The sequence below is a fragment of the Quadrisphaera sp. DSM 44207 genome (genome assembly GCF_900101335.1).
GTDB lineage: Bacteria > Actinomycetota > Actinomycetes > Actinomycetales > Quadrisphaeraceae > DSM-44207.
The window spans coordinates 1,083,705-1,107,418 of sequence record NZ_FNKA01000001.1 but is presented as its reverse complement, the minus strand read 5'-3'; the positions used below and the strand labels follow the sequence as shown (position 1 = coordinate 1,107,418).

Genomic DNA, 23,714 nt, shown 5'->3' with positions numbered 1-23,714 from the left:
GGTCCTCAGAGGGCTCGGTCGACGAGGCGGGCGGGGGCGGCGGACGTCGTCCGGCCGCCGGGGGCGTAGGTCTGCACGCCGCCGCCCAGGCTGAGCAGCGTCTCGTGCGTGGCGCGCTGCGCCACGGCCAGGACGTCGCGGTTGGCGTCGGCGACGGCGGAGATCTCGTGGGTCAGCTCCACGAGGGCGTCGCGGTGGGAGAGCAGCAGCTCGCGCCACGGCTCGGGGGAGGCCTCGGCCAGCGCCTGCAGGCTGGGGCCGGGCGGCAGGCCGAGGGCGCCGGCGCAGGCGTCGACCTCGACGGCGCGCAGCAGCTCGCTCTCGCGCAGCTGGGCGAGGACGACCTCGACCTCGCGGGTGGCGTGGGCCAGCCACCGCGTGCGGCCGCTGGCCAGCACCATCTGCTCCTCGTCCAGCTTGAACAGCAGCAGCTCCAGCTGCTCGCGCTCGCGCCAGAGCACGTTGGAGACCTCGGCGACCCCCATGCCCACCCCCTCGCTCCGTCGTGCACACCTCGGACGCAGTCGTCCTCGGGGTCTCCATCGGCACGCGGGTGCTCCGGTTGAGCGGTTCCGCGGCGCCGTCCGGCGTCGGGCGGCCGGGAACCGCGCGTCCGGGCGAGCGCGCGCCGCTCGTCCGGCTCAAGGACGGCGGCCCCCGCGCCGACACCTCCTGCGTGCCCACCGCGACGCCCGCCCCGACGTCCGCCTCGACGTCCGCCTCGACGTCCGCCCCGACGTCCCTCCCCCGCCCCGCGCGCGACCGCGCCGGCGTGGAGGACCTCGTCCGCACCCACCTGCCGATCGTCGGCTACCAGGTGAGCGAGACGATGGCCCGCCTGCCCGGCCACGTGCAGCGCGACGAGCTGGTCTCCGCCGGCCTCGCGGCGCTCGCGGCGGCCGCCACCAGCTACGACGAGGCGACGAACGTGCCGTTCGCGCGCTACGCGTCGCTGCGCGTGCGCGGGGCCCTGCTGGACGAGCTGCGCGCCATGGACTGGGCGCCGCGCGGCACCCGCACCCGCGCCCGGGCCCTCGCGGGCGCCGAGGAGGCGCTGACCACCCGCCTCGGGCGGCGCCCGACCCGCGACGAGCTGGCGGCGGCGATGGGCTGCTCGCCCGGGGACGTCGACGCGGTGCGCGCGGAGTCCGAGCGCAGCCTGCTCAGCCTCGACGCCCACGACGGCACGCTGTCCGACGTCCTGCCGCAGAACGGGCCCGGCCCGGAGGAGCAGCTGCTGCAGAAGGAGCAGGTGCGCTACCTGCACGCGGCGGTGACCACGCTGCCCGAGCGGCTGCGCGCCGTCGTCGAGGGCCTGTTCCTGCACGACCGGCCGGCCACCGAGATCGCCGCCGAGCTGGGCGTGACCGAGTCGCGCGTCAGCCAGCTGCGCGCCGAGGCGCTGGGGCTGCTGCGCGACGGCATGAACGCCTCCCTGGCCCCCGAGCTGCTCGCGCGGCCCGAGCGCCCGGACGGCGCGGTCGCCCGGCGCCGTCAGGCCTACTACGCGGCCGTGGCCGCACAGGCCGCGGCGCGCCCGGCGGCCGAGGCTCCGGCCGCCGCGCCGGCTGCCACGCCGGCTGCCACGCCGGCTGCCACCGCACCCGCTGCCACCGCACCCGCTGCCCCGCAGACCAGCGCCGCCCAGCGACGGCGCTTCCCCCAGGCCGTCACGGCCTGACCCGGGCGGCAGGCGGTCCCTGCCGTCCGGGAACGACAGCCCTCCCGCTGCTGCAGCGGGAGGGCTGTCGTGCACCCGGCGTCCCGTCCGCGGCGCCGCGGCCGCTCACCCGCGGGGCAGCGACGGCGAGCGGCGCGGACGCAGCGGCCACGGCCCCGGGACCGGACCCCGCGCTCGCGCGAGGTCCTCGGTCGGGGGCAGCCGCACGCTCTGCCCGGTGGCCGCCGCCTCCAGCACGGCCGCGGCGACGCGGACCGTCCTCACCCCCTCGTCCATGGTCACGACCCCGTGGGCGCCCGGGCGTCCGGCCACCGCCGCGCAGAACGCGGACAGCTCGCTGACCAGGGGCTCCGGCTTGGGGATCGCGAAGCGGACGACGTCCCCCTCGCTGACCCCGCGGAACGTGGCGACGGCGTCCCACGTGGCTTCGACGGACCCGTTGGCGTGGAAGGTCAGGTCGCCGGTCAGGGTGTTCGCGAGGAGCGCCCCGCGCTCGCCGAGCACGTACGTCGTGCGCTCCTTGACCGGCGAGAGCCAGTCGACGACGTGGCTCGTGATCGTCCCGTCCGCGAGGTCCCCCACGGCCAGGACCACGTCCTCGTGCTCGCGGCCGCTGCGGTGCGCCGTGCGGGCGGAGACGCTGCGGAAGGCGCTCCCCGCCACCCAGCCGGTCAGGTCGATGTCGTGGGTCGCCAGGTCCATCACCACCCCGACGTCCGAGATCCGTCCCGGGAAGGGGCCCTGCCGGCGGGTGGAGATCTGGTGCAGGGCGCCGAGGTGGCCGTCGTCGAGCCGGGCGCGCAGCGCCAGGAGCGCGGGGTTGTAGCGCTCCAGGTGTCCCACCGCGCCGACGAGGCCGCGGGCGCTGAAGGCCCGGGCGATGCGCTGGGCGCTCTCGACGTCCGGGGCCAGGGGCTTCTCCACCAGCGCGTGCACGCCGGCGCGCGCGAGCGCGAGCGCCACGGGCTCGTGGTGCGCCGTGGGGACGGCGACCACCGCGAGGTCGACGCCGGTCGCGCACAGGGCGTCGACGTCGGGCAGCACCGGCAGGCCCTGGGCGACGCCGGAGGGGTCGCCGCCGGCGTCGGCGACGGCGACCAGCTCGACGCCGGGCAGCGAGCGCAGCACCCGCACGTGGTGGCGGCCGATGGAGCCCAGCCCGACGACGCCGGCCCGCAGCGCGCTCACCGCCCCGCCCCCAGCACGCTCACCAGGGCGTCCGCGATCCGGTCGGCGTCCCCCGCGCTGATCCCCGGGTGCACGGGGAGGGAGAGGACCTCCCGGGAGGCCCGCAGCGTCTGCGGCAGGTCCAGCTCCAGGTCGTAGGCCGGCAGGCGGTGGATCGGGGTCGGGTAGTACACGCCCGTGCCGATGCCGTGCTCCTCGCGCAGCGCTCGGGCCACGCCGTCGCGGTCCTCCGCCACGCGGACGGTGTACTGGTGCCACACCGGCTCCGCCGACGGGTGCACCGCCGGGGTGGTCAGGCCGCAGGTGCCGGCGAGCCGTTCGGTGAGGGCGCGCGCCACCGACCTGCGCGCTGCGGTGAAGCCCGGCAGGCGGCGCAGCTGCACCCGTCCCAGGGCCGCGTGCAGGTCCGTCATCCGCGCGTTGAAGCCGACGACCTCGTTGGCGTACTGGCGCTCCATGCCCTGGTTGCGCAGCAGCCGGACGGCGCGCGCCAGGTCGGCGTCCTCGACGCAGACCACGCCGCCCTCGCCGGAGGTCATGTTCTTCGTGGGGTAGAGGCTGAACACCGCGATCCGGCCGAAGGTGCCGACCGGGCGCTCCTGCCACGCCGCTCCGTGGGCCTGCGCCGCGTCCTCGAACAGCGCGAGGCCGCGCCGGGCGGCCAGCGCGCACAGCGCCGTCATGTCCGCCGGGTGGCCGTACAGGTGCACGGGCATGATCGCCGCGGTGCGCGTCGTGATCACGGCGTCCACCGCGGCCGGGTCCAGGCAGGAGGTGGACGGGTCGATGTCGGCGAAGACGGGCGTCGCGCCGGTCAGGGCGACGGCGTTCGCCGTCGCGGCGAAGGAGAAGGACGGGACGACGACCTCGTCGCCCGGGCCCACGCCGGCGGCGAGCAGCCCGAGGTGCAGGCCGGCGGTGCCGGAGCTGACCGCGACGCAGGTCCGGCCCGGGACGAGCGCCCGGGAGAAGTCCTCCTCGAAGGCGGCGACCTCGGGACCCTGGGCGAGGGACCCGCTGCGGAGGACCCGCAGGACGGCCCGCTCCTCCTCCGGGCCGACCTGCGGCGCGGCCACGGTCAGGGGGCGCTGCACCCCGGACACGCTAGCCAGCGGCGAGCGGCCGCAGGCCGTTTTCGCCGAGCTCGTACCGCTCCCCGGTGCGCGGGCACACCCAGTGCTCGCCGTCGGCGGCGAGGGAGGACCCGGAGCGGCCCACCCACCCGACCTGGCGTGCGGGCACCCCGACCACGAGCGCGTGGTCGGGGACGTCGCGGGTCACCACGGCACCCGCGGCCACCATGGCCCAGCGCCCCACGGTGACCGGTGCCACGCACACCGCCCGGGCGCCGATCGAGGCCCCGGTGCGGACGGCGACACCCACCGGGTCCCAGTCCGCGGCGCCCTTCAGCGCTCCGCCCGGGGTGATCGCGCGAGGGCGGACGTCGTTGGTGAGCACCGCGGCCGGACCGACGAAGACGCCGTCCTCGACGACGGCCGGCTCGTACACCTGGGCCAGGTTCTGCACCTTCACCCGAGCGCCGAGGCGGACCCCCGCACCGATGTAGGCGCCGCGGCCGATGGTGCACTCGGGGCCGACGACGGCGTCCTCGCGGACCTGGGCGAGGTGCCAGACGACGGCCCCGTCGCCGATGGTGGCGCGGTCGTCGACGTCCGCCGTCGCGGCGATGCGGGCGCTGCTGGTCATCCCGGCCACGCTAGGGCTCTCAGGTCGCGACGAGCAGCCCCGGTGCCAGCTCCTCCAGGAGCGCACCCAGGAGCGGGAGCTCGTCGTCGGGGACGGCGGGCAGCAGGGCGAGCCACTCGGCCCGTGCGTCCTCCTCCCCGCAGGCGTCGGCGAGGACGGCCCAGGCGAGGCAGCGCGAGGCGGGGGGCGCCTGCTCGTCCGTGGCGTGCAGGCGCAGCGGGCAGGGGTCGGTGATGCCGGCCTCGCGCGCGACGACGCTCCACCGCAGGCGCGCCTCGAGCGTGTGCCGTGCGGCCACGACGCAGCCGGCGACGATCGGGCCGAGGTCCGCGGGGCGGGTCTCGTGCAGGGCGGTCAGCCAGCGGTCCGCGGTGTCGCCGTCCATGAGGACGGCCTCCCGCAGGGAGCGCTCGACCAGGGACGCCGGGCAGCCGGCCAGGTAGCCCGCCAGGGGCCGGCCCGTCTCGCTCGCGTGCTGCACCAGCAGGCGGAGGTGGACGTGGTCGGGTGCCGTGGCGATCTGGTGGCGCAGCGTGCGCTCGGCCGCCTCGTGGTCACCGGCCTCGACGTCGATGAGGACCGCGGTCGTGGTCGCCGTCGCCGGGTCGAAGCGCACCCCCCACGGGTCCGTCCCGCTCACGGCGTCGCGCAGGGCGCTGCGGGCGCCGGGCAGGTCGCCGCGGCCGAGGGCGACGCGGGCGCGCCACAGGGCGAGGGCTCCCGAGGACTCCGCCCCCTCCAGGGCGGCGATCCACCGCTCCGCGTCGTCGTACCGCTGCAGCTGCAGGAGGGTGAGGACGGCGGACCTGCCGGCGATGACCGAGGTGTGGGGCCCCGCGCCGAGCTGGAGCACGTTCTCGAAGGCGTCGACGGCCTCGTCGAGCATCCCGGCCTGCACCAGGGACCGCCCGCAGTCGCCCCACACGTCCGCCGCGCGGGGGTCCCCCGGTGCCAGCGCCTCCGCGGCGGCACGGGCGATCCTCAGGTTGCGCTCCGCCTTGCCGCGCTCGTGCATGGTCGTGACCTGGTACCCGGAGTGCAGGAGGCGGACGGGCGCCTGCTCGGGAGCGAGGACGAGGCGGTGCCCGGGCCGGGCGACCAGCTGCTCGTGCAGCGACCCCGACCACATCACCTCCGAGCGCCGGTACACCCGGCTGGAGACGGTCTCCGCGCCGACCGCGGTGCCCCTGTGGGCGGTGGAGACCACGACGGCCCTGACGACGTTCGCGCTGGTGCGGGCGAGCAGGGCGCGCAGCGCCGCCGGGTCCCCCGTGACGACCTCGTCGGCGTCGACGCACAGCACCCAGTCGTGGGTGCAGTGGGCCAGGGAGCGGTTGCGGGCGGCGCCGAAGTCGTCGTCCCAGTGCCCCTCGACCACCCGCGCGCCCGCGGCCCGCGCCAGCGCGACCGTGGCGTCGGTGCTGCCGGTGTCGTAGACGACGACCTCGTCCACGAACCGCGCGAGCGCCGCCAGGCACTCGCCGATCACCTCCTCCTCGTCCTTGACGATGAGGGACGCGGAGACGGGGACCGGGCGGCGTGCGGTCGGGATGACGCCCACGGGGTGGACGAGCACGCGGGCGGCGCCCTCGCCGAGGTCCGTCACGGCGGTGGGGCGGCCGTGCGCGGCGTCCTCCGCGTCGGCCCACCAGGTGGGGGAGAGGTGGCAGCCCGCGCCCAGCACGGCGGTGAGCCGGTCGGTGCGGACCTCGGCCAGCGCCGCGTCCTGGACCTCGCTGCGCCCGCGCACGCGCACCCTTCGCACGCGGCGCGCGAGCGCGCCGTCCAGCTTCAGCGAGCGCGGGGAGACGACGACCACCTCCGTGGTGCCCGGCACCGTGCGGACGACGAACCCGAGCGTCTGCTGGAGGGCGCGGGGGCTGGACGTGTCCGTCACGACGACGGTGCTCTGGGCCATGGGGGTCCTCACAGGAGCGCGGAACGGGCTCCCTGTACCTCGGACGGAGCAGCGCCGGGCTTGAGGCGCCCCGATCGGCCGAACCCGCGGCGGAAAACCCTCAAGCCCTGGCGGCAGGCACCGATGGACCTCGTGATGGCCCACGGACGGGCATCAGCACCACCCACCTCACGGAGGAACGACCATGGCTCTGTCGATCAACCAGAACATCGCCGCGTTCAACGCGTACCGGAACCTCTCGGTCACGCAGGGCGACCTCTCCAAGTCCCTGGAGAAGCTGTCCAGCGGCTTCCGGATCAACCGCGCTGCGGACGACGCGGCTGGTCTGGCCATCTCCGAGGGCCTGCGCGCGCAGGTCGGCGGGCTCAAGCAGGCCTCCCGCAACGCTCAGGACGGCGTCTCCGTCGTCCAGACCGCCGAGGGCGCGCTGACCGAGTCCCACGCGATCCTGCAGCGCATGCGCACCCTGTCCGTGCAGGCGGCGAACGACGGCGGCCTCAACACGGACGCCAAGAAGAACATCCAGTCCGAGATCGGCGAGCTCAAGAGCGAGCTGACCCGGATCGCCGACACCACCCAGTACAACGGCACCAAGCTGCTCGACGGCAGCTACGCCGGCAAGTTCCAGGTGGGCGCCAACGTCGGTGAGGTCATCACCGTCACCGTCAACAACGGGACCGCCGGCACCGGCCTGGGCGCCGTCGGCCTCGGGGTGAACACCGTGGACGTCACGACCGCCGCGGCCGGCACCGCCCCGAGCGGCGCCGACCAGGCGATCACCGCGATCGACGCCGCCATCAAGACGGTCTCGACGGTGCGGGCCGACCTGGGTGCGAAGCAGAACCGCTTCGAGCACACCATCAAGAACCTCAACGTCGCGGTGGAGAACCTCTCCGCGTCGGAGAGCCGGATCCGCGACACGGACATGGCTGCTGAGATGTCCAAGTTCACCCGCGCGCAGATCCTGTCCCAGGCCGGCACCTCGATGCTGGCCCAGGCCAACCAGATCCCGCAGGGCGTGCTGTCCCTCCTGCGCTGATCCGACCCGCCCGGCGGGGGAGCCCCCTCCCCCGCCGGGCGGTTCCGCGCCCTCCTCGCGGGGGCTTCTCGCACTTGCCGACCGGCACCGATCACGAGGAGGCTCGGATGGCGGGCATGTCCATCGGGGGGATCGCCAGCGGTCTCGACACCGAGACGATCATCAACCAGCTGATCAGCGTCGAGCGCAACTCCCAGACGCTGCTGAAGCAGAAGCTGACGCAGCAGAACGAGGTCGTCTCCGCCCTCCAGGGCCTCAACGCCCGCGCCGCCTCGCTGCTGACCGGCGCGGCCGCTCTCGCGGACCCGCAGGCGTGGACGAAGGTGGGCGCGACGTCGAGCTCCAGCTCCGTCGCCGTCTCGACCTCGAACGCCACGGGCTCCGGCTCCCTGACCTTCACCGTCGTGCAGACCGCCTCGAAGGCGAGCTACACCACGGCCCCCGTCCTCGCCGCCGACGCCCCGCAGGGCGAGCAGCGGTTCACCATCACGAGCGCGAAGCCCGGCGCCACGCCCGTCGACGTCGTCGCCACCAGCGGCGCGCCGGCCGACCTCGCCAAGGCCATCAACGCCGCCGGCGCGGGCGTCGTCGCGACGACCATCCAGGACGCGAGCGGTGCGCAGCGACTCCTCGTCACCTCCGCGACGAGCGGCGAGCAGGGCGACTTCTCCTTCGGCGGCGCCCAGCCGCCCGCGCTGGCGGCGCAGCTGACGCCGCCGCGCGACGCCGCCCTCGACCTCGGCGCCGGCACCTTCGTCAGGAGCGCCACCAACACCTTCCCCGACCTCATGGCCGGCGTCTCGGTGACCATCAGCAAGGTCGAGGACGCGCCCGTCACCGTCACGGCCGCCCCGGACACCGCGGCCGTCGCCAAGCGGGTCGGCGGCATGGTCGCCTCCCTCGGCGTGGTGCTCAGCGAGATCGCCGACCAGACCCGCTCCTCGGTCGACGACCCCGGCCTCCTCGCCGGCAACAGCCTGCTGCGGGGGCTCCAGCAGCAGCTGGTGAGCGCGGTCTCCACGGCCGTGCCGGGCGCCACGCTGAAGGACGTCGGCATCGAGCTCACTCGCCAGGGCACCGTGACCTTCGACGAGGCGGCCTTCAGCGCGTACGCCGCGAAGGAGCCGGACAGGGCGAAGGCCCTGACCACCGCGTTCAGCTCCGCGCTGGCCGGCGTGGCGAGGCGCGCGAGCGACAGCACCACCGGGACGATCTCGCTGGCCGTCACGAGCGGCCAGTCCACCGCCCGCGACCTCACGACCCGGATCGAGGCGTGGGACACCCGCCTGGAGCTGCGCCGCGCCTCCCTCGAGCGCACCTACGCCGCCCTGGAGGTGGCCTTGCAGAAGAACCAGTCCCAGTCCAGCTGGCTCGCCGGAGCGCTCGCCGGCCTCCCGACGTACTCGTCCTGACGCCGCACGAGCGGTCCGACCGAGGAGCACCGATGTCCGCCATCGCCGCCCAGCGCGCACGCTTCGCCGCGACCGCCATGACCACGGCGACGCCGCAGGCCCTGCTGGTCATGCTCTACGACCGCCTGGTCCTCGACCTCCAGCGAGCCGAGCACGCCCAGCGCGGCGTCGACCTCGCCGCGGCCAACGCCCAGCTCCAGCACGCCCAGGACATCGTCACCGCCCTGTCCGACGCCCTCGACGTCGACGCCTGGGACGGCGGCCCCGGCCTGGCGTCCCTCTACGCATGGCTGGGCACCGAGCTCGTGCAGGCCAACGTCACCCGTGACGCCGACCGCACCGCGGCCTGCCGCGCCCTCGTCGAGCCGCTGCGCGACGCGTGGCGCGAGGTGGTCTCCGGCGGCGGCACCCCGGGCCCCGCGCGCGACGGCGTCCAGGTGCTGGCGTGAGCCCGCGGCCGGGCGACGACGGCGGCTGGGCGAGGTCCTGGCACGACGCCCTGACGGCCGCGGAGCTCGACCTCGACGAGACCGAGGCGATGCTGGCCCGCCTGCACGCCAGCGGGGACGCCGCCCTCGACCCGCCGGCGCCCTGGCGGCCCCCGACGGGGCTGGGCCCGCTGCCGGTCGGCGAGGCCGACCGCGCCCGCGCGATCCTCGCCCGCCACCACCAGGTGGCCCTGGGGCTGACCGCCGCGATGAGCGGCAACCGCCAGCACCGCCGCGTGACCGCCTCGGCCGCGCAGCGCCCCGCCGCCTCGCCGGTCTACATCGACACCGCCGTCTAGCCGACCGCGCCTGACCGCTGCGGCGCGCTCCCCTCCTCCCGCGCTCCTCCCGCGCTCCTCCCGCGCTGTTGTGCGCCCGATTGCGCTTCAGGGGCTGCCCGGACCGCTCTTGGGCGCACAACAGCGCGGACGCGCGGGGGACCCGCCCGGGCGGAGCACCGCCGATCGGGTGGACCGCGGGCTCAAGGAAACGGCCGGCGCGCCGATACCCCTCGTGAGCGATGGACCGCTCACCGCACGACAGGCCACGGACACGGCCGCCCCGCACGAAGACGCACCCCATCTCGTGGAGGCCCCGCCGTGTTCGACTCCGTCAGTGCCGTCGCGCTGCGCAGCGCCCTGGACGGCCTCGCCGCCCGCCAGCGCGCGACCGCCGACAACATCGCGAACATCAACACGCCGCACTACCTGGCCGCCCGGGTGGACTTCGAGGACGCCCTGCGCTCGGCCGTCTCCTCCGGCAGCGGCTCCGCCGCCGCGACGCTCTCGCGCTCCGTCGCGCCGACGCGCGAGGACGGCAACAACGTCAACCTGGACGCCGAGACGCTGAGCAACATCGACACGCAGCTGCGCTACCAGCTGATGACGCAGGCGATGGACGGCAAGCTGACGTCCATCACCACGGCGCTGAGGACGAGCTGATGGCGATCTTCGGAGCGATCGGCGTCGCCGGGTCCGGCATGACCGTGGCCCGCAAGTGGATGGACGCGGTCAGCGACAACCTCGCGAACATGAACACCGCCACCCGCACCGACGGTGAGGCGTTCCGCCAGCGCTACGTCGTGGCGGAGGCGGAGGAGTACGGCAGCGACTACTCCGGCGACACCGGCGGCGTGCGCATCGCCGGCGTCGCGTTCGGCAGCGCCGAGGGTCGCCTGGTGTACGAGCCGACCAACCCCCTCGCCGACGAGGAGGGCTACGTCCGCTACCCGGACATCGACCTGGCCAGCCAGATGGGCCAGCTGATCATCTCCCAGCGCGCCTACCAGGCCAACGCCGCCGTCGTCGACCGCGCCCGCGGCTCCTACGAGGCCGCCCTGCAGATCGGCCGCGGCGCGTGAGCCCGCCGATCGAGGCCCTCGGCGCCGTCGGCGCCGTCGGGGGCGCGGGGGCCGCCCAGGCGCTCGGCGCGGCCTCGCCCGTCGCCGGGGTCGCGGGAACCTCGGCGGCCGGCAGCGTGTCGCCGGCCGGATCGGGCGGCTTCGCTGCCACCCTGGCCACCAGCCTGGACCAGGTCCAGGCGCTGCAGAGCGAGTCCGCTCGCCTCGCGGTGGCCGCGGCCACCGGTGACCTGACCGACGTCCACGACTACACCATCGCCGCCACCCAGGCGAAGGTCGCCACCGAGGTGACCGTCGCCGTCCGCAACAAGGCCCTCGACGCCTTCTCCGAGATCATGAGGATGCAGGTCTGATGCAGCGCGCGATCAGAGGTCGCCTCCAGGAGGCGGGCAGGGGCCTGAGCGCCTTCACCCCGGCGCAGCGCGTGATCGCCGTCCTCGGCGTCGCCCTGCTCGTGCTCGGCGGCGTGGCCTTCACCCGCTGGGCCACCGCGCCCACCTACGCCCCGCTGTTCCACAACCTCGCGGGCGAGGACGCCGCCGCGATCACCGAGCAGCTGGACGCCGAGGGCGTCCTGTACGAGCTCGAGGACGGCGGCAGCACGATCCTGGTGCCGCGCGAGGAGGTCAACGACCAGCGCCTGAAGGCGTCGGCGGCCGGGCTGCCCGCGGCGTCCGACACCGGCTACGCCCTCCTGGACGAGCAGGGCGTGACCGCCTCGCAGTTCCAGCAGCAGGTGACCTACCAGCGCGCCCTGGAGGGCGAGCTGGCCACCACCGTGCAGTCGATCGACGGCGTGCGCACGGCCGTGGTGCACCTGGCCATCCCCGAGGAGAGCGTCTTCCTCGACGAGGCCGCCGCGCCCACCGCCTCCGTGCTCGTCGACACCGCCGGCGGCCGCGACCTGTCCGTGGACCAGGTGCAGTCGATCGTGCACCTGGTCGCCTCCAGCGTCGACGGCATGGAGCCGGACGGCGTCACGGTCGTCGGGGCGGACGGCGCGCTGCTGTCCGCGGCCGGGGAGTCCGCCGCCGGCGTCGGCGGCGGCGTGCGCGACCAGCAGACCACCGAGTACGAGAAGCGCACCGAGGCCGCCGTGCAGGCGATGCTCGAGAAGGTGCTCGGCCCGGGCAAGGCGGTCGCCACCGTGACCGCCGACCTGGACTACGACCAGACCCAGCGCACGACCGAGACCTTCACCTCCGAGGACGGCGTCCCGCCGCTGTCGGAGAGCAGCACCACCGAGTCCTACGTCGGCGACGGCGCGGGCGTCGGCGGCGCGCTCGGCGACAACGGCGTCCTCGGGATGGACGCCACCGAGCTCGCCGAGGTCGACGCCGAGGGTGGCAGCGGGTACACCAAGGAGTCCGTCACCCGCAACAACGCGGTCAACAAGGTCACCGAGCAGACCACCGCCGCCCCCGGCTCGGTGCGGCGCCAGTCCGTGGCCGTCGTCGTGGACGCGCAGGCGGCCGCCGGCACCGGCATCGCGCAGCTGACCGACATGGTCAACGCCGCGGCAGGCGTGGACGCCGCCCGCGGGGACGTCGTCTCCGTCACCCAGGCGCCCTTCGACACCACCGCCGCCGACCAGGCGGCCGCCGACCTGGCCGCCGCCGCGGCCGCCGAGGCGGCCGAGCGCACCCAGCGCCTCATCGCCTACGGCGCGGGCGGCCTGCTGCTGCTCATCGTGCTCGCGGTCGTCCTGCTCCTGGCCCGCCGCGCGGCCAAGAAGCGCAAGCGCGAGGTGATCGACCTCGGCGAGCTCGACGTCCTCTACGACCCCGCCCCCGCGCCCGAGGCGATCGAGGGCCCGCGCGCGCCCATGCTCACCCCCGCCGGCCCGGACGACATCGCGCTGCGGCGCGAAGAGTTCGCCGAGCTCGTCGACCAGCAGCCGGCCGAGGTGGCCGACCTGCTGCGCGGCTGGCTCGCGGAGAAGAAGTGAGGAGGCTCTGATGCCGACCGCCACCCCGACGCCCGCCAGCGCCGCCGCGCTCACGGGCCCGCAGAAGGCCGCCGTCATGCTCATCCAGATGGGCCGCGAGCGCTCCGCCAAGGTGCTCGCGGCGATGGAGGAGCACGAGATCGAGGAGCTGACCTCCGAGATCGTCAAGCTCGGGGAGCTCAAGCCCGAGCTCGCGGACGCCGTCCTGCTGGAGTTCTACGGGCAGCTGACCGGCTCCGGGCCGGCCGGCTCCGGCGGCATGGGCTTCGCCCGCGCGCTGCTGGAGTCCTCCCTGGGTCGGGAGAAGGCCTCGAGCATGCTCGACCGGGTCGCCTCCTCCCAGCAGGGGCAGCCGTTCGACTTCCTCCAGGAGGCCGACGCCCGCCAGATCGTCTCCTTCGTCAACGGCGAGCACCCGCAGACCGTCGCGCTCGTGCTGGCGCACCTGCGCCCGGAGCAGGCCTCCGGGGCGCTGGCGGGCCTGCCCTCGGACCTGCAGGCGGAGGTCGCGCACCGCATCGCCACCATGGAGCGCACCAGCCCGGACGTGATCTCCGTGGTGGCCGAGACCATCTCGCGCAAGGCCTCGACGGTGCTGACGCCGCAGGCCGTCTCCGTCGTCGGGGGCGTCCAGCCCCTCGTGGAGATCATCAACCGGGCCGACCCCGGCACGGAGAAGCACCTGCTGGAGGAGCTCGCCAAGCGCGACGCCGCCCTCGCCGAGCTGGTGCGCAGCCAGATGTTCACCTTCGAGGACATCCTCGGGCTCGAGGACCGCGCGCTGCAGCTGGTGCTGCGCGAGGTGCAGGCCGCCGACCTGGCCCTGGCGCTCAAGGGCGTGCGCACCGAGGTGCGCGACAAGATCCTCGGCAACGTCTCCGAGCGCGCCCGCGAGAACCTCCTCGAGGAGATCGAGCTGCTCGGCCAGGTGCGCATGTCGCAGGTCGAGGAGGCCCGCGCCGTCGTCGTGACCGCCATCCGCAAGCTGGAGGAGACCGGCCAGATCACCATCCGCCGGGACTCCGACGATGAGTACGTCGCCTGACGCCGCGGCGCTCGCCGAGCGCCCCGTCGTCCAGCCCGTCGCCCAGCCCGTGGTGCAACCCGTCGTGCTCGCGCCCGTCGCTGGCCGCGCCGCGCGCCCGGCCGCGGACCCCGCCGCGGCCCCCGCCGCGTTCGTGCCCGTGCCCGCCGCCGCGCCGTCAGCCGGGGCGGAGGCCGAGCGCGCCGCCGCCCGCGCCGTCGGGTACGCGGCCGGCTGGGGCGAGGGCCGCGCGGCCGCGGCCGTGCGCGAGCGCGAGGAGCGGGCCCGGCTGCAGGCGGAGGCCGCCGCGGCGCGCGCCGCCCTGACCGAGCGCGTCGAGCGCGCGCTCGCCGCGCTGGAGACCGCCGCGGCCGCGATGCGCGCGCGCACCGCGCCCGGCGTGCAGGAGTCGGCCGACGTCCTCGCCCGCGCCGCCGCCGACCTGGCCGAGGTCGTCGTCGGCCGCGAGCTCGCCGACGCCGCCGGCCGCGGCCGCGACGCCCTGCGCCGGGCGCTGGCCGCCGCGCCCGAGCACGAGGAGGTGCGTGTGCGCCTGGCGCCCGAGGACCTCGACGAGCTCGGGGACGTCGCGGCGCTGGTGCGCGGACGCACCGTGGAGCTGCTCCCCGACGCCGCCCTGGCCCCCGGGGACGCCGTGTGCGAGTTCCCCGGCGGTCGCGTCGACGCCCGCGTCGCCACGGCCCTGGCCCGCCTGCGCGGCGCCCTGCGCGCGGAGGCCCGCACGGAGGCCCGCGCGTGAGCCCCGCGACCGGCGCGGCCCTCGACGCCGTCCTCGCCCGCGCCGCGGCCGCCGCGGCGCCCGAGGTCAGCGGCACCGTCAGCTCCGTGCTGGGCCTGTCGGTGGAGGTCGCCGGCCTGCCCGCGGCGGTGGGGGACCTGCTGCGCGTCGTCGACGACGCCGCCGGGCCCGCCGCTGGCGGCGCCGGTGACACCGGCGGCGGCGCCGCGACGGACGCCGAGGTCGTCGCCGTGAGCCGGGGTTCCGTGCACTGCATGCCGCTCGGGCGCGCCACCGGCCTGCGCGCCGGCCAGCGCGTGCTCGCCCTCGGCCGCTCGCTGCGCGCGCCGGTGGGCGCGGGCCTGCTGGGGCGCGTGCTCGACGGCCTCGGCCGCCCGCTCGACGGCAGGGGGCCCCTGGTGCCCGACGGCTGGCGCCCCGTGGACGCCGCCCCGCCGAACGCCCTGGAGCGCCAGCGCGTCGCCGTCCCGCTCGGCCTCGGCGTGCGCGCCCTGGACACCCTCGTGCCCGCCGGCCGCGGCCAGCGCTTCGGCCTCTTCGCCGGCTCCGGCGTCGGCAAGTCGACGCTGCTGTCGATGATCGCGCGCGGCACCAGCGCCGACGTCTCCGTGATCGCCCTGATCGGCGAGCGCGGCCGCGAGGTGCGCGAGTTCCTCGAGGACGACCTCGGGCCCGAGGGCCTGGCCCGCTCCGTCGTCGTGGTCGCCACCTCCGACGAGCCGCCGCTGGTGCGCCTGCGCGCGGCGATGGTCGCCACCACCATCGCCGAGGCGTTCCGCGACGCCGGGCGCGACGCCGTCCTGATGATGGACTCCCTGACCCGCTTCGCGACGGCGCAGCGGGAGATCGGCCTGTCGGTGGGGGAGCCGCCCGCCACGCGCGGGTACCCGCCGTCCGTCTTCGCGCTGCTGCCCCGGCTGCTCGAGCGCGCCGGCACGGGCCCGACCGGGTCGATCACCGGCATCTACACCGTGCTCGTCGACGGCGACGACCACGACGAGCCGATCGCCGACGCGGCGCGCTCGATCCTCGACGGGCACGTCGTGCTCGACCGCCGGCTCGCCACCGCCGGGCACTTCCCGAGCATCGACGTCCTCGGCTCCGTCTCGCGCGTCGCCTCCCGCGTGACCACGCGCGAGCAGCGCGCCGACGCCGCGCACGTGCGCCGCCTGCTCGCCGCGCGCCGCGACGCGCAGGACCTCGTCGACGTCGGCGCCTACGCGCGCGGCTCCAACCCCGTCGTGGACGCCGCGCTCGCCGCCGGGCCCGCGATCGACGCCTTCCTGCGCCAGGACGTCGAGGACGTCGTCGCCCCGGCCACCGCCTGGGCGCGGCTGCGCGCCATCGCCGCGGCCAGCCCCGTCGCCGGGAGCGTCGCGTGAGCGAGCGGACCGTCGAGCGCAGGGCGGCGCTTCCGGCGACGACGGAGGAGGAGGCGTGAGCGAGCGGAGCGAGCGAACCGTCGAGCGCAGGGCGGCGCTCACGGCGACGACGGAGGAGGAGGCGTGAGCCGGTTCAGGCTCGCGGCGCTGCTGCGCGTGCGCCGCCTGCAGGAGGACGTCGCCGCGGGGCGCGCCAGCGCCGCCGCCGCGCAGGCGCGCGCGGCCGAGGCCCTCGTCGTCGAGCGGGTCACCGCGCTCGGCTCGTGCGCGCCGCCGGCCGCGGCCGACGAGGCCACCTGGCGCGCGGCTGTCGCCGCGCGCACAGCGCTGACCAGCCTGCTCACGGAGAGCCGGGGCGTGGCCGCCGCGCGCCAGCAGGAGGCCGCCGCCGCCCGCGCCGAGTGGGCCGCCGCCCGAGCCCGCGTGACGCCGGTCGAGCGGCTCGCGGAGCGGGCCGCGGCGCAGGCCGCCGCCGAGGCCCAGCGCGCCGAGCAGCTCGCGCTCGACGAGCACGCCACCCGCGCCGCCTTCCGCTCCGCCTCGCGCTCGGCCGCGCGCTCGACCTCCGGCTCGGCCTCCCGCTCAGCCTCGCGGCGCCCGCCGGAGGGACCGCGGTGATCGCCGTTCCCGAGGGCCTCGGCGACGTCCAGGCCCGGGTCCAGGCGCTGCAGGCTCGCCTGGCCGCGCTCGGCGGCACGGCCCCGGCGCGCGCGGCCGTCGGCGCCTCCGCGCTGACCGCCTCCAGCGGGGCCGCGTTCGAGCAGGTGCTCGCGCAGGCTGCCGAGGAGCCGGCGAGCGGCGCCGCCGCAGCGAGCGGGACGGCGTCCTGGGCGCGCCCGGCCGCGCTGCGCACCGCGGGCGCGTCGGGCGCCTCGGGGGTCGACGGCGCCTCGCCGTACGCGTCGCTGTTCGCCGCGGCCACCGAGCGCTACCACCTGCCGGCCGGCCTGCTGGGCGCGGTCGCGCAGGTGGAGTCGGGCGGCCGCGCCGACGCCGTCAGCCCCGCCGGCGCCCAGGGGCTGATGCAGATCATGCCCGGCACGGCGTCCGAGCTGGGGGTGGACCCGATGGTGCCGGCGCAGGCCGTCGACGGCGCCGCACGCCTGCTGGCCCGCCACCTGGACTCCTTCGGGTCCGTGCCGCTGGCCCTCGCCGCGTACAACGCCGGCCCCGGGGCCGTGCGCCGCCACGACGGCGTGCCCCCCTACGCCGAGACCCAGGCCTACGTCCGCAAGGTCACCGACCTGATGAGCAGGAGCACCGCATGACGTCGATGAGCACCTCCGGCCCGCCCTCGCCGGTCGCCGGGCCCGGCCCGCGCGCCGGCGGCGGCCGCACCGGCGAGCGCGGCGACGCGGGCGGGTTCGCCGAGCTGCTCGCCGGCCAGCTCGCGGACGCCGAGCGCCCGGCCGGCGAGCGCCCCGAGGCGTCGGCACGCGGGCGCGCCGGGGAGCGCCGTCGTCCTGACGCCGCCGCGGAGCGCACCGGGGTGCCAGCACGCGAGCGCGCCCCGGGTCGCCCTCGTGCTGACAGGCCGGCCGAGCCCGCGGACGCGGCGCCGGCGGCCCGGGACGCCGGGCCGGCCGACCCGCAGGACGCCGGGCGGGACGCGGCGGAGGGCGCACCGGCCTCCGGGGACGCCGGGCAGGACGGCCGTCAGGACGCCGGGCGGGACGCCGGGCAGGAGGCGGAGCGCGACGCCGGTTCCGACATCGGGCAGGACGCCGGGCGCGACGCCGGTGCGGAGGCCGTTCCGGCCGTGCCCGGTGAGCCGGCGCTGCGGGCCGCCGCGGCCGAGGTCGCTGCCCTCGCGGCGGCTCCCGCCCTCGACCGGTCGGCCGCCGCGGCGAGCGGCGAGCCGCAGGACGTCACCGCCCCGGCCGCCGCGTCCGGCGTCCCGTCCGTCGTCGCTGCTGCGCCGAGTCGGACGAACGCGGGTGCACTGGTGCTCGGTGCGCCCGCCTTCGTCCGACTCGGCGGCCAGGGCTCGGCCGCTGCGCCGGCAGCAGGCGCTGCCGCTGCGGCGATCCCTGCGGCGAACGGCTCCGCGACCGCCCTCGCTGCCCCCGGTGCCGTGGCCGCGGCCCTCGCCGTCACCGCCGTCCCCGGTGTCCCCGGTGCCCCCACCTCGGCCCCCGGCACCGCGGACCCGGGAACGGGCGCCGCCGGGTCCGCCGCGGCGCCCGGCACCGCGCTCCCGGACGGCGCCACCACCGCCACGGCGGTCCCGGCGGCCGCACCGACGGTCCCGGCTGGCTCGCCCGTCGAGCCCTCTGCCGCGGTCGGTCCCGACGGCGCGACGGCGTCCTCCGACCAGGGCGCGAGCACCAGCCCGACGGCCCCGTCCGCCGCGACCTCGACGACCTCGGCCACCTCAGCGACCTCGACCGCCCCGACCGCCCCGGCGTCCGCCACGCCCTCGAGCGCCGCCGCGACCGGCGTCCCCCCGCTCGCGGCGCCCCTCGCGCCGGCGCCCGTCGCGACCGCACCCCCGGCGACACCCCCGGCCGCGCCTGCGGCGCCGGCCGCGGCCCCGACCCTGCCCTCGCAGCTGGTGCCGCGGCTGGCCGAGGTGCCCCACCTGGGCGCCGGGGTGCACCGGCTCACGCTCTCGGTGCAGCCGGAGGCCATCGGGCACGTGCGCGTGGTCGCCGAGATCCGCCCCGACGCCGTGCGCATCGAGCTCGTCGGCGGCACCGAGGCGGCGCGCGACGCGCTGCGCCAGGCGCTGCCCGACCTGCGCCGCGACCTGGCCGCCACCGGCCTGCAGGCCTCCCTGGACCTGGGCAGCGGCACCGGCACCGGCGGCGGCAGCGGCGGCGGCAGCGGCGGCGGCAGCACCGGCACCGGTCCCTGGTCCGGTGCCGGCGCGTCGTCCGGCGGCCCGGGCGGCGACGGGCGCGGCGGCGCCGGCCGCGCTCCGGGCCGCGCTCCCGTGCGCCTGCCGGAGGAGGCCCGCCCGGCCGGCACCGCCGCGGGCGGCGGCCTCCTCGACGTCCGCGTCTGACCGCCCGACCGTCTGACCGTCCGACCGCCCGACCGCCCGATCGGGGCACCGACCCGCTCTTGAGCCGAACGGGCCGAGGACCGCTCAAGCAGAGCAGCACCGCGACCGAAGGAACCTCCATGACGTCCATCACCACGGGCCAGAGCGCGCCGGCCGGCACGACCGTCGTCGCCGAGAGCATGGTCTCGGCCAAGGCCGCCGCCGAGGACAGGACCACGCTCGGCAAGGACGCCTTCCTCCAGCTCCTCGTGACGCAGATGCGCTACCAGGACCCGTCCTCGCCCATGGACTCCAGCCAGTTCATGGCGCAGACGGCGCAGCTGACCACCGTCGAGAAGCTCACCGAGATGACGACGACGAGCCGCGAGGCGTTCGGGCTGCAGATGCGCCTGTCCGCCTCCTCCCTCCTCGGGCGCCAGGTGAGCTGGACCGAGGGCGAGGGCACCGCCGCCGTGACCCGCACCGGGCTCGTCGAGGGCGCGTCCTTCGCCGGCTCCGTGCCGGTGGTGCGCGTCGGTGGGAAGGACGTCGCCCTGGACGCCGTCTCGGAGGTCCGCCCCGGCTGACGCGCGCCGCCCGGCGCACCCCGCCCGGCGCGCGCGGCGCGCCCCGGCCCACGACCGCCCCCGCCCCCGCACCCAGGAGGACCCCGCATGCTGCGCTCCCTCTACTCCGGCATCTCAGGCCTGCGCTCGCACCAGACGATGATGGACGTCACCGGCAACAACATCGCCAACGTCAACACGACGGGCTTCAAGTCGTCGTCCACGCAGTTCCAGGACACCCTCAGCCAGCTCGTGCAGGCCGCCAGCGCCCCCCAGGGCGACCAGGGCGGCACCAACCCCGCGCAGGTCGGCCTCGGCGTGCGCGTGGCGGGCATCACCACCAGCTTCACGCAGGGCGCCGCGCAGGTCACCGGCCGCAGCACCGACCTGATGATCTCCGGCGACGGCTTCTTCGTCGTCCAGGACGGCGGCGAGCAGCTGTACACCCGCGCGGGCGCCTTCAACTTCGACGCCACGGGCAAGCTCGTGACGACGGACGGCGCCGTGCTGCAGGGCTGGATGGGCACCAACGGGGTCGTCGACGCCAACGGCCCCATCGGGGACATCCAGCTGCCGGTCGGCACCCTGATGCAGCCGCGCGCCACGCAGGACGTCGGCACGGCGCCGAACGTCGAGCGCGGCATCACCTTCGCCGGCAACCTCGCCTCCGACGCCCCCGCGGGCCCCCTCGCCCCCCTGAAGATCACCGTCTTCGACGACCTCGGCACGGAGGTCGCCGTCCAGGTGGTGCTGACCAAGCAGGCCGACGGCAGCTGGCAGGCGGCCGAGCCGGCCACCACGCCCCCCGCACCCGCCTACCCCGACGTCAACGGCACCGTCCGCTTCACCGCGACCGGCCAGCTCGACCCGACCAGCGCGATCAGCGTGGTCGTGGGCACCCGCACCGTCACCGTCGACCTCGACGGCGTGACGGGGTACGCCGGCGACGGGACCAGCACCGTCAAGGCCACCGAGCAGAACGGGTACGCCTCCGGGACGCTGACCTCCTTCACGCTCAACCCCGACGGCACCCTGAACGGCACCTTCAGCAACGGCCTCAAGCAGGACATCGGCCGCGTGGCCATGTCGGTGTTCGCGAATCCGACGGGCCTGGAGAAGGCCGGCGGCTCCACCTACCGGACGACGGCGAACTCCGGCAACCCGGAGGTCGGCACGGCCGGCACGGGCGGGCGCGGCACGCTGTCCGGCGGCGCGCTGGAGATGTCGAACGTCGACCTGTCGGCCGAGTTCACGAACCTCATCGTCGCGCAGCGCGGCTTCCAGTCGAGCTCGCGCGTCATCACCACCTCCGACGAGCTGCTGCAGGAGCTGGTGAACCTCAAGCGCTGACCCGTGCGCCCGGACCCGGGCGCACGCACCCGCGGGGCGGCCCCGTGCTCGTTCCCATGGGCACGGGGCCGCCCCGTGCTCGCTGCACGGGCACGGGGCCGCCCGGTGCCCACCACCGCTGGGCACCGCGCCGCCGGCAGTACCCCGTTCGGGGGGTGCGAGGCTCCAACGTCCCCCGGCCTGCTCAACACCCTCGGCGCACTGCCGATGAGCACTCTCGACAGGGACCACGGACGGTTCCCGCAGCACCCCCAAGGACGGACATCGTGATCATCGTGACGCGCCTGAACGGCCCGCCGTTCGCGGTGAACCCCGACCTGCTCGAGCGGGTCGAGAGCACGCCGGACACCATCCTCACGCTCATCGACGGCACCAAGTACGTCGTCACCGAGCCGGTCGAGGAGGTCGTGCGCCTCGTGCGCGAGTTCCGCGCCGCCGTCATCGCCACCGCGCACCGCCTCGAGGTCGCCCCCAGCGCCCAGGCCGCCGGCGAGGTCGCGGACGCCGGCGACGCCGAGGACGCCGGCCGACCCAGCCCCGACGCCGAGCGGCCGCACCTCGCCGTCGCCGTCCCCCTGCGCGCCTCCCGGAGGAGCTGAATGGACCCGGCGACGATCATCGGGATCGGCCTCGCCCTCGGCGGCATCCTGCTCGCGATCATCCTCGAGGGCTCGAGCCCGATGTCGGTGATCCTGCCCGCGCCGATGGTGCTCGTCATCGTCGGCACCCTGGGCGCAGCGCTCGCCGGCAGCCGCATGGCGGACATGGGCGCCGTGGTCCAGGCCCTGATCAAGGCGTTCACCGGCAAGGCCGTGAAGCCGGGCGCGACCATCGACGTGGTCGTGTCCCTGGCCGAGCGCGCCCGCCGCGAGGGCCTGCTGGCCCTGGAGGACGCCGCCAAGGACGTCGAGGACCAGTTCCTGCGCGACGGCCTGCAGGCCGCCATCGACGGCACGGACCCCGAGGACCTGCGGGAGATGCTGCTGGCCAAGATCGAGGTGAAGAAGGGCACCGACAAGGTCGGCGCCAAGTTCTTCAACGACGCCGGCGGCTTCGCGCCGACGGTCGGCATCATCGGCACCGTCGTCAGCCTCGTGCACGTGCTGGAGAACCTCTCCGAGCCGGACAAGCTGGGCCACATGATCGCCGCCGCGTTCGTGGCGACCCTGTGGGGCCTCCTGGCCGCGAACATCATCTGCCTGCCGATCGCGAACCGGCTCAAGCGCCTGTCCGAGACCGAGTGCGCGCAGATGGAGCTGGTCGTCGAGGGCCTCATGGCCGTGCAGGCCGGCGCGAACCCGCGCCTGGTCGCCCAGCGCCTGCGCAGCCTCGTGCCCGAGGAGAAGGCCAAGGCCGGGGCGGCCGCCTGATGTCCGGAGGGAAGGGCTCGAAGGGCCGCGCCAGGCGCGGCGGCCACGAGGAGGAGCACGAGAACCACGAGCGCTGGGCCGTCAGCTACGGGGACATGATGACCGTGCTGATGGCGCTGTTCCTCGTGCTGTTCGCGATGAGCAACGTGGACCAGGCCAAGTACGAGGCCCTCAAGGCCAGCCTGGCCGTCGGCTTCGGCAACGCGGCGCTGCCCGTCGCCGGGGGCGACTCGGTCATCGAGGCCTCCTCGGGCGAGCCGAACCCGGTGGAGATCGTCCGCTCGGCCTCCGGCATCGAGGTCGGCGCGGCGCCGGAGCAGGCGTCCGGCGCCGGCTCCGGCGCGCCGGAGAGCGCGGAGATCGCCGCGCGCGCCGAGGCGTCGAGGCTCGTGGAGATCCGCGAGCAGCTGGAGGAGGCGCTCGCCGCGCAGAGCCTCAGCGACCGCGCGTCGCTGACCATCACCGAGCGCGGCCTGGTGGTCACGGTCGTCGCCGACGAGATCTTCTTCGCCGACGCCAGCGCCGCCATCCAGCCGACGGGCCTGCGCGTCGTGGACGCCGTCGCGCCCGTCCTCGCCGGCCTGCCCGAGGACGTCGCGGTCGAGGGCCACGCCAACCACCTGGCGCTCACCCCGAGCGCCGCCTACCCCACCAACTGGGAGCTGTCCGCGGCCCGGGCCACCGCCGTCCTGCGGCGCCTGGAGTCCCCCGGCGGCGTCGTGGGCGAGCGCCTGGAGGCCGTGGGCCTGGGCCAGACCCACCCCCTGTACGACCCCGCCGACCCGCGCGCCATCGAGGGCAACCGCCGGGTGGACGTGGTCGTGCTGTCCGACCAGCCCGCCGACGTGCGGGCTCTCGTCCCGGCGTTCGCCGGAGAGGCACTTGGAGGAACCCATGGCTGAGCAGCGCGTGATGTCGAGCGGCGGGGCCAAGCGCCCCGGCGGCGCCGGGAGCGGCGGCGGCAAGGACGACGCCGGGGACGACGCCGGTGCGAAGAAGGGCGGGAAGAAGAAGCTGCTGCTCGTCGTCGCGGCGGTGCTCGTCGCGGCCGGTGCGGCGTGGTTCTTCCTCAAGCCCGCGCCGGCCGAGGCCGAGGCCGAGCCGGAGCCCGTGCCGGGGGAGGTGCTGGCCCTGGAGCCGGTGAGCATCAACCTCGCCGACGGGCACTACCTCAAGCTCGGGCTCGCCCTGCAGCTGGTCGAGGGCGCGGGCGCCCACGCCCCGATCGACGGCAGCAAGGCGCTCGACAGCGCGATCACGCTCTTCAGCGGCCGCAGCGTCGAGGAGCTGGCGGACCCGGTGCACCGCGAGGAGCTCAAGACCGAGCTGGGCCACACCCTCGAGGAGGCGTACCACCACGAGGTCATCGACGTGTACCTCACGGAGTACGTGACGCAGTAGCCGCCCCCCTCCCTCTCCGCCTCCCCCGTGGTGATCTTGCACGTCCGGTCGGACGTCGCGACCGGACGTGCAAGATCACGCGGGAGGCGAGGACGCACCTCGCGCCGGACGTGCAAGATCACCGCGGGGAGGGG

Annotated in this window: 26 protein-coding genes; 21 read left to right on the top strand and 5 right to left on the bottom strand. The window is 76.3% G+C overall.

Translation table 11 applies throughout. The annotated features are described in order from the left end of the window. Positions 1–5: 5 nt before the first annotated feature. Positions 6–485 carry a flagellar protein FlgN gene (locus BLS82_RS05305; protein ID WP_092862810.1) on the bottom strand — a complete coding sequence of 160 codons (480 nt, stop codon included), beginning with the start codon at positions 483–485 and terminating at the stop codon, positions 6–8. Between the two features lie 20 nt (positions 486–505). Here BLS82_RS05305 and BLS82_RS05300 point away from each other — a divergent pair, with 20 nt between their 5' ends. After that, positions 506–1,681, top strand: coding sequence for a sigma-70 family RNA polymerase sigma factor (locus BLS82_RS05300; RefSeq protein WP_218123581.1), 1,176 nt, complete (start codon positions 506–508; stop codon positions 1,679–1,681). 105 nt (positions 1,682–1,786) lie between these two features. Here BLS82_RS05300 and BLS82_RS05295 read toward each other — a convergent pair whose 3' ends face one another. Genes BLS82_RS05295 through BLS82_RS05280 form a run of 4 tightly spaced genes read right to left on the bottom strand, consistent with a single transcriptional unit; the run spans position 1,787 to position 6,494 of the window. Further along, on the bottom strand, positions 1,787–2,869 hold the full coding sequence (locus tag BLS82_RS05295) for a Gfo/Idh/MocA family protein (protein WP_092862127.1): 1,083 nt from the start codon (positions 2,867–2,869) through the stop codon (positions 1,787–1,789). Then, positions 2,866–3,963: a DegT/DnrJ/EryC1/StrS family aminotransferase gene (locus tag BLS82_RS05290; RefSeq protein WP_218123580.1), complete on the bottom strand. Its 1,098-nt coding sequence runs from the start codon at positions 3,961–3,963 to the stop codon at positions 2,866–2,868. Before BLS82_RS05290 ends, BLS82_RS05295 begins: the two co-directional genes overlap by 4 nt. A 10-nt stretch (positions 3,964–3,973) precedes the next feature. Further along, entirely contained in the window at positions 3,974–4,576 is a 603-nt protein-coding gene (locus BLS82_RS05285; RefSeq protein ID WP_092862123.1) for an acyltransferase, read from the bottom strand. Between the two features lie 19 nt (positions 4,577–4,595). Further along, complete coding sequence (locus tag BLS82_RS05280; protein ID WP_092862121.1) at positions 4,596–6,494, bottom strand: tetratricopeptide repeat-containing glycosyltransferase family 2 protein; 1,899 nt, start codon at positions 6,492–6,494, stop codon at positions 4,596–4,598. A 184-nt stretch (positions 6,495–6,678) separates the two neighbouring features. Here BLS82_RS05280 and BLS82_RS05275 point away from each other — a divergent pair, with 184 nt between their 5' ends. The 20 genes from BLS82_RS05275 (at position 6,679) to fliL (ending at position 23,580) form a co-directional block, all read left to right on the top strand. After that, complete coding sequence (locus BLS82_RS05275; RefSeq protein WP_092862119.1) at positions 6,679–7,533, top strand: flagellin N-terminal helical domain-containing protein; 855 nt, start codon at positions 6,679–6,681, stop codon at positions 7,531–7,533. Positions 7,534–7,640: 107 nt separating this feature from the next. Continuing rightward, positions 7,641–8,945 (top strand): flagellar filament capping protein FliD, encoded by a 1,305-nt coding sequence (gene fliD / locus BLS82_RS05270; RefSeq protein WP_092862117.1) that lies wholly within the window; start codon positions 7,641–7,643, stop codon positions 8,943–8,945. Positions 8,946–8,977: 32 nt separating this feature from the next. After that, on the top strand, positions 8,978–9,394 hold the full coding sequence (gene fliS / locus BLS82_RS05265) for a flagellar export chaperone FliS (RefSeq protein WP_092862115.1): 417 nt from the start codon (positions 8,978–8,980) through the stop codon (positions 9,392–9,394). After that, a complete protein-coding gene (locus BLS82_RS05260) occupies positions 9,391–9,732 on the top strand; it encodes a hypothetical protein (protein ID WP_092862113.1) in 342 nt (113 codons plus the stop codon). The genes fliS and BLS82_RS05260 overlap by 4 nt, the downstream gene beginning before the upstream one ends. A gap of 300 nt (positions 9,733–10,032) precedes the next feature. Continuing rightward, a complete protein-coding gene (gene flgB / locus BLS82_RS05255; protein ID WP_092862111.1) occupies positions 10,033–10,374 on the top strand; it encodes a flagellar basal body rod protein FlgB in 342 nt (113 codons plus the stop codon). Further along, a complete protein-coding gene (gene flgC / locus BLS82_RS05250) occupies positions 10,374–10,793 on the top strand; it encodes a flagellar basal body rod protein FlgC (protein WP_092862109.1) in 420 nt (139 codons plus the stop codon). The genes flgB and flgC overlap by 1 nt, the downstream gene beginning before the upstream one ends. Then, on the top strand, positions 10,790–11,146 hold the full coding sequence (gene fliE / locus BLS82_RS05245) for a flagellar hook-basal body complex protein FliE (protein WP_218123578.1): 357 nt from the start codon (positions 10,790–10,792) through the stop codon (positions 11,144–11,146). The genes flgC and fliE overlap by 4 nt, the downstream gene beginning before the upstream one ends. Then, positions 11,146–12,741, top strand: coding sequence for a flagellar basal-body MS-ring/collar protein FliF (gene fliF / locus BLS82_RS05240; protein ID WP_092862107.1), 1,596 nt, complete (start codon positions 11,146–11,148; stop codon positions 12,739–12,741). The genes fliE and fliF overlap by 1 nt, the downstream gene beginning before the upstream one ends. A gap of 10 nt (positions 12,742–12,751) precedes the next feature. After that, a complete protein-coding gene (gene fliG / locus BLS82_RS05235; protein ID WP_092862105.1) occupies positions 12,752–13,786 on the top strand; it encodes a flagellar motor switch protein FliG in 1,035 nt (344 codons plus the stop codon). Further along, positions 13,770–14,525, top strand: a complete 756-nt coding sequence (locus BLS82_RS05230; protein ID WP_092862103.1) for a FliH/SctL family protein — start codon at positions 13,770–13,772, stop codon at positions 14,523–14,525. Before fliG ends, BLS82_RS05230 begins: the two co-directional genes overlap by 17 nt. Further along, a complete protein-coding gene (locus BLS82_RS05225) occupies positions 14,522–15,907 on the top strand; it encodes a FliI/YscN family ATPase (protein WP_092862101.1) in 1,386 nt (461 codons plus the stop codon). Before BLS82_RS05230 ends, BLS82_RS05225 begins: the two co-directional genes overlap by 4 nt. A gap of 123 nt (positions 15,908–16,030) precedes the next feature. Continuing rightward, positions 16,031–16,525 (top strand): flagellar FliJ family protein, encoded by a 495-nt coding sequence (locus tag BLS82_RS05220; RefSeq protein WP_092862099.1) that lies wholly within the window; start codon positions 16,031–16,033, stop codon positions 16,523–16,525. Beyond that, the gene (locus BLS82_RS05215) at positions 16,522–17,175 is read left to right on the top strand and encodes a lytic transglycosylase domain-containing protein (RefSeq protein ID WP_092862097.1); all 654 of its coding nucleotides are present in this window, start codon (positions 16,522–16,524) and stop codon (positions 17,173–17,175) included. The genes BLS82_RS05220 and BLS82_RS05215 overlap by 4 nt, the downstream gene beginning before the upstream one ends. Beyond that, entirely contained in the window at positions 17,172–18,914 is a 1,743-nt protein-coding gene (locus BLS82_RS05210; RefSeq protein WP_092862095.1) for a flagellar hook-length control protein FliK, read from the top strand. The genes BLS82_RS05215 and BLS82_RS05210 overlap by 4 nt, the downstream gene beginning before the upstream one ends. Before the next feature lie 119 nt (positions 18,915–19,033). After that, entirely contained in the window at positions 19,034–19,480 is a 447-nt protein-coding gene (locus tag BLS82_RS05205; RefSeq protein ID WP_092862093.1) for a flagellar hook capping FlgD N-terminal domain-containing protein, read from the top strand. Between the two features lie 87 nt (positions 19,481–19,567). Next, complete coding sequence (locus BLS82_RS05200; protein WP_092862091.1) at positions 19,568–20,809, top strand: flagellar hook protein FlgE; 1,242 nt, start codon at positions 19,568–19,570, stop codon at positions 20,807–20,809. Positions 20,810–21,075: 266 nt separating this feature from the next. Then, positions 21,076–21,408, top strand: a complete 333-nt coding sequence (locus BLS82_RS05195) for a flagellar FlbD family protein (RefSeq protein WP_092862089.1) — start codon at positions 21,076–21,078, stop codon at positions 21,406–21,408. Then, entirely contained in the window at positions 21,409–22,179 is a 771-nt protein-coding gene (locus BLS82_RS05190; RefSeq protein WP_092862087.1) for a motility protein A, read from the top strand. It abuts the gene before it with no gap. Then, positions 22,179–23,081, top strand: coding sequence for an OmpA/MotB family protein (locus tag BLS82_RS05185; RefSeq protein ID WP_092862085.1), 903 nt, complete (start codon positions 22,179–22,181; stop codon positions 23,079–23,081). Before BLS82_RS05190 ends, BLS82_RS05185 begins: the two co-directional genes overlap by 1 nt. Further along, entirely contained in the window at positions 23,074–23,580 is a 507-nt protein-coding gene (gene fliL, locus BLS82_RS05180; RefSeq protein WP_092862083.1) for a flagellar basal body-associated FliL family protein, read from the top strand. The genes BLS82_RS05185 and fliL overlap by 8 nt, the downstream gene beginning before the upstream one ends. Positions 23,581–23,714: the final 134 nt, after the last annotated feature.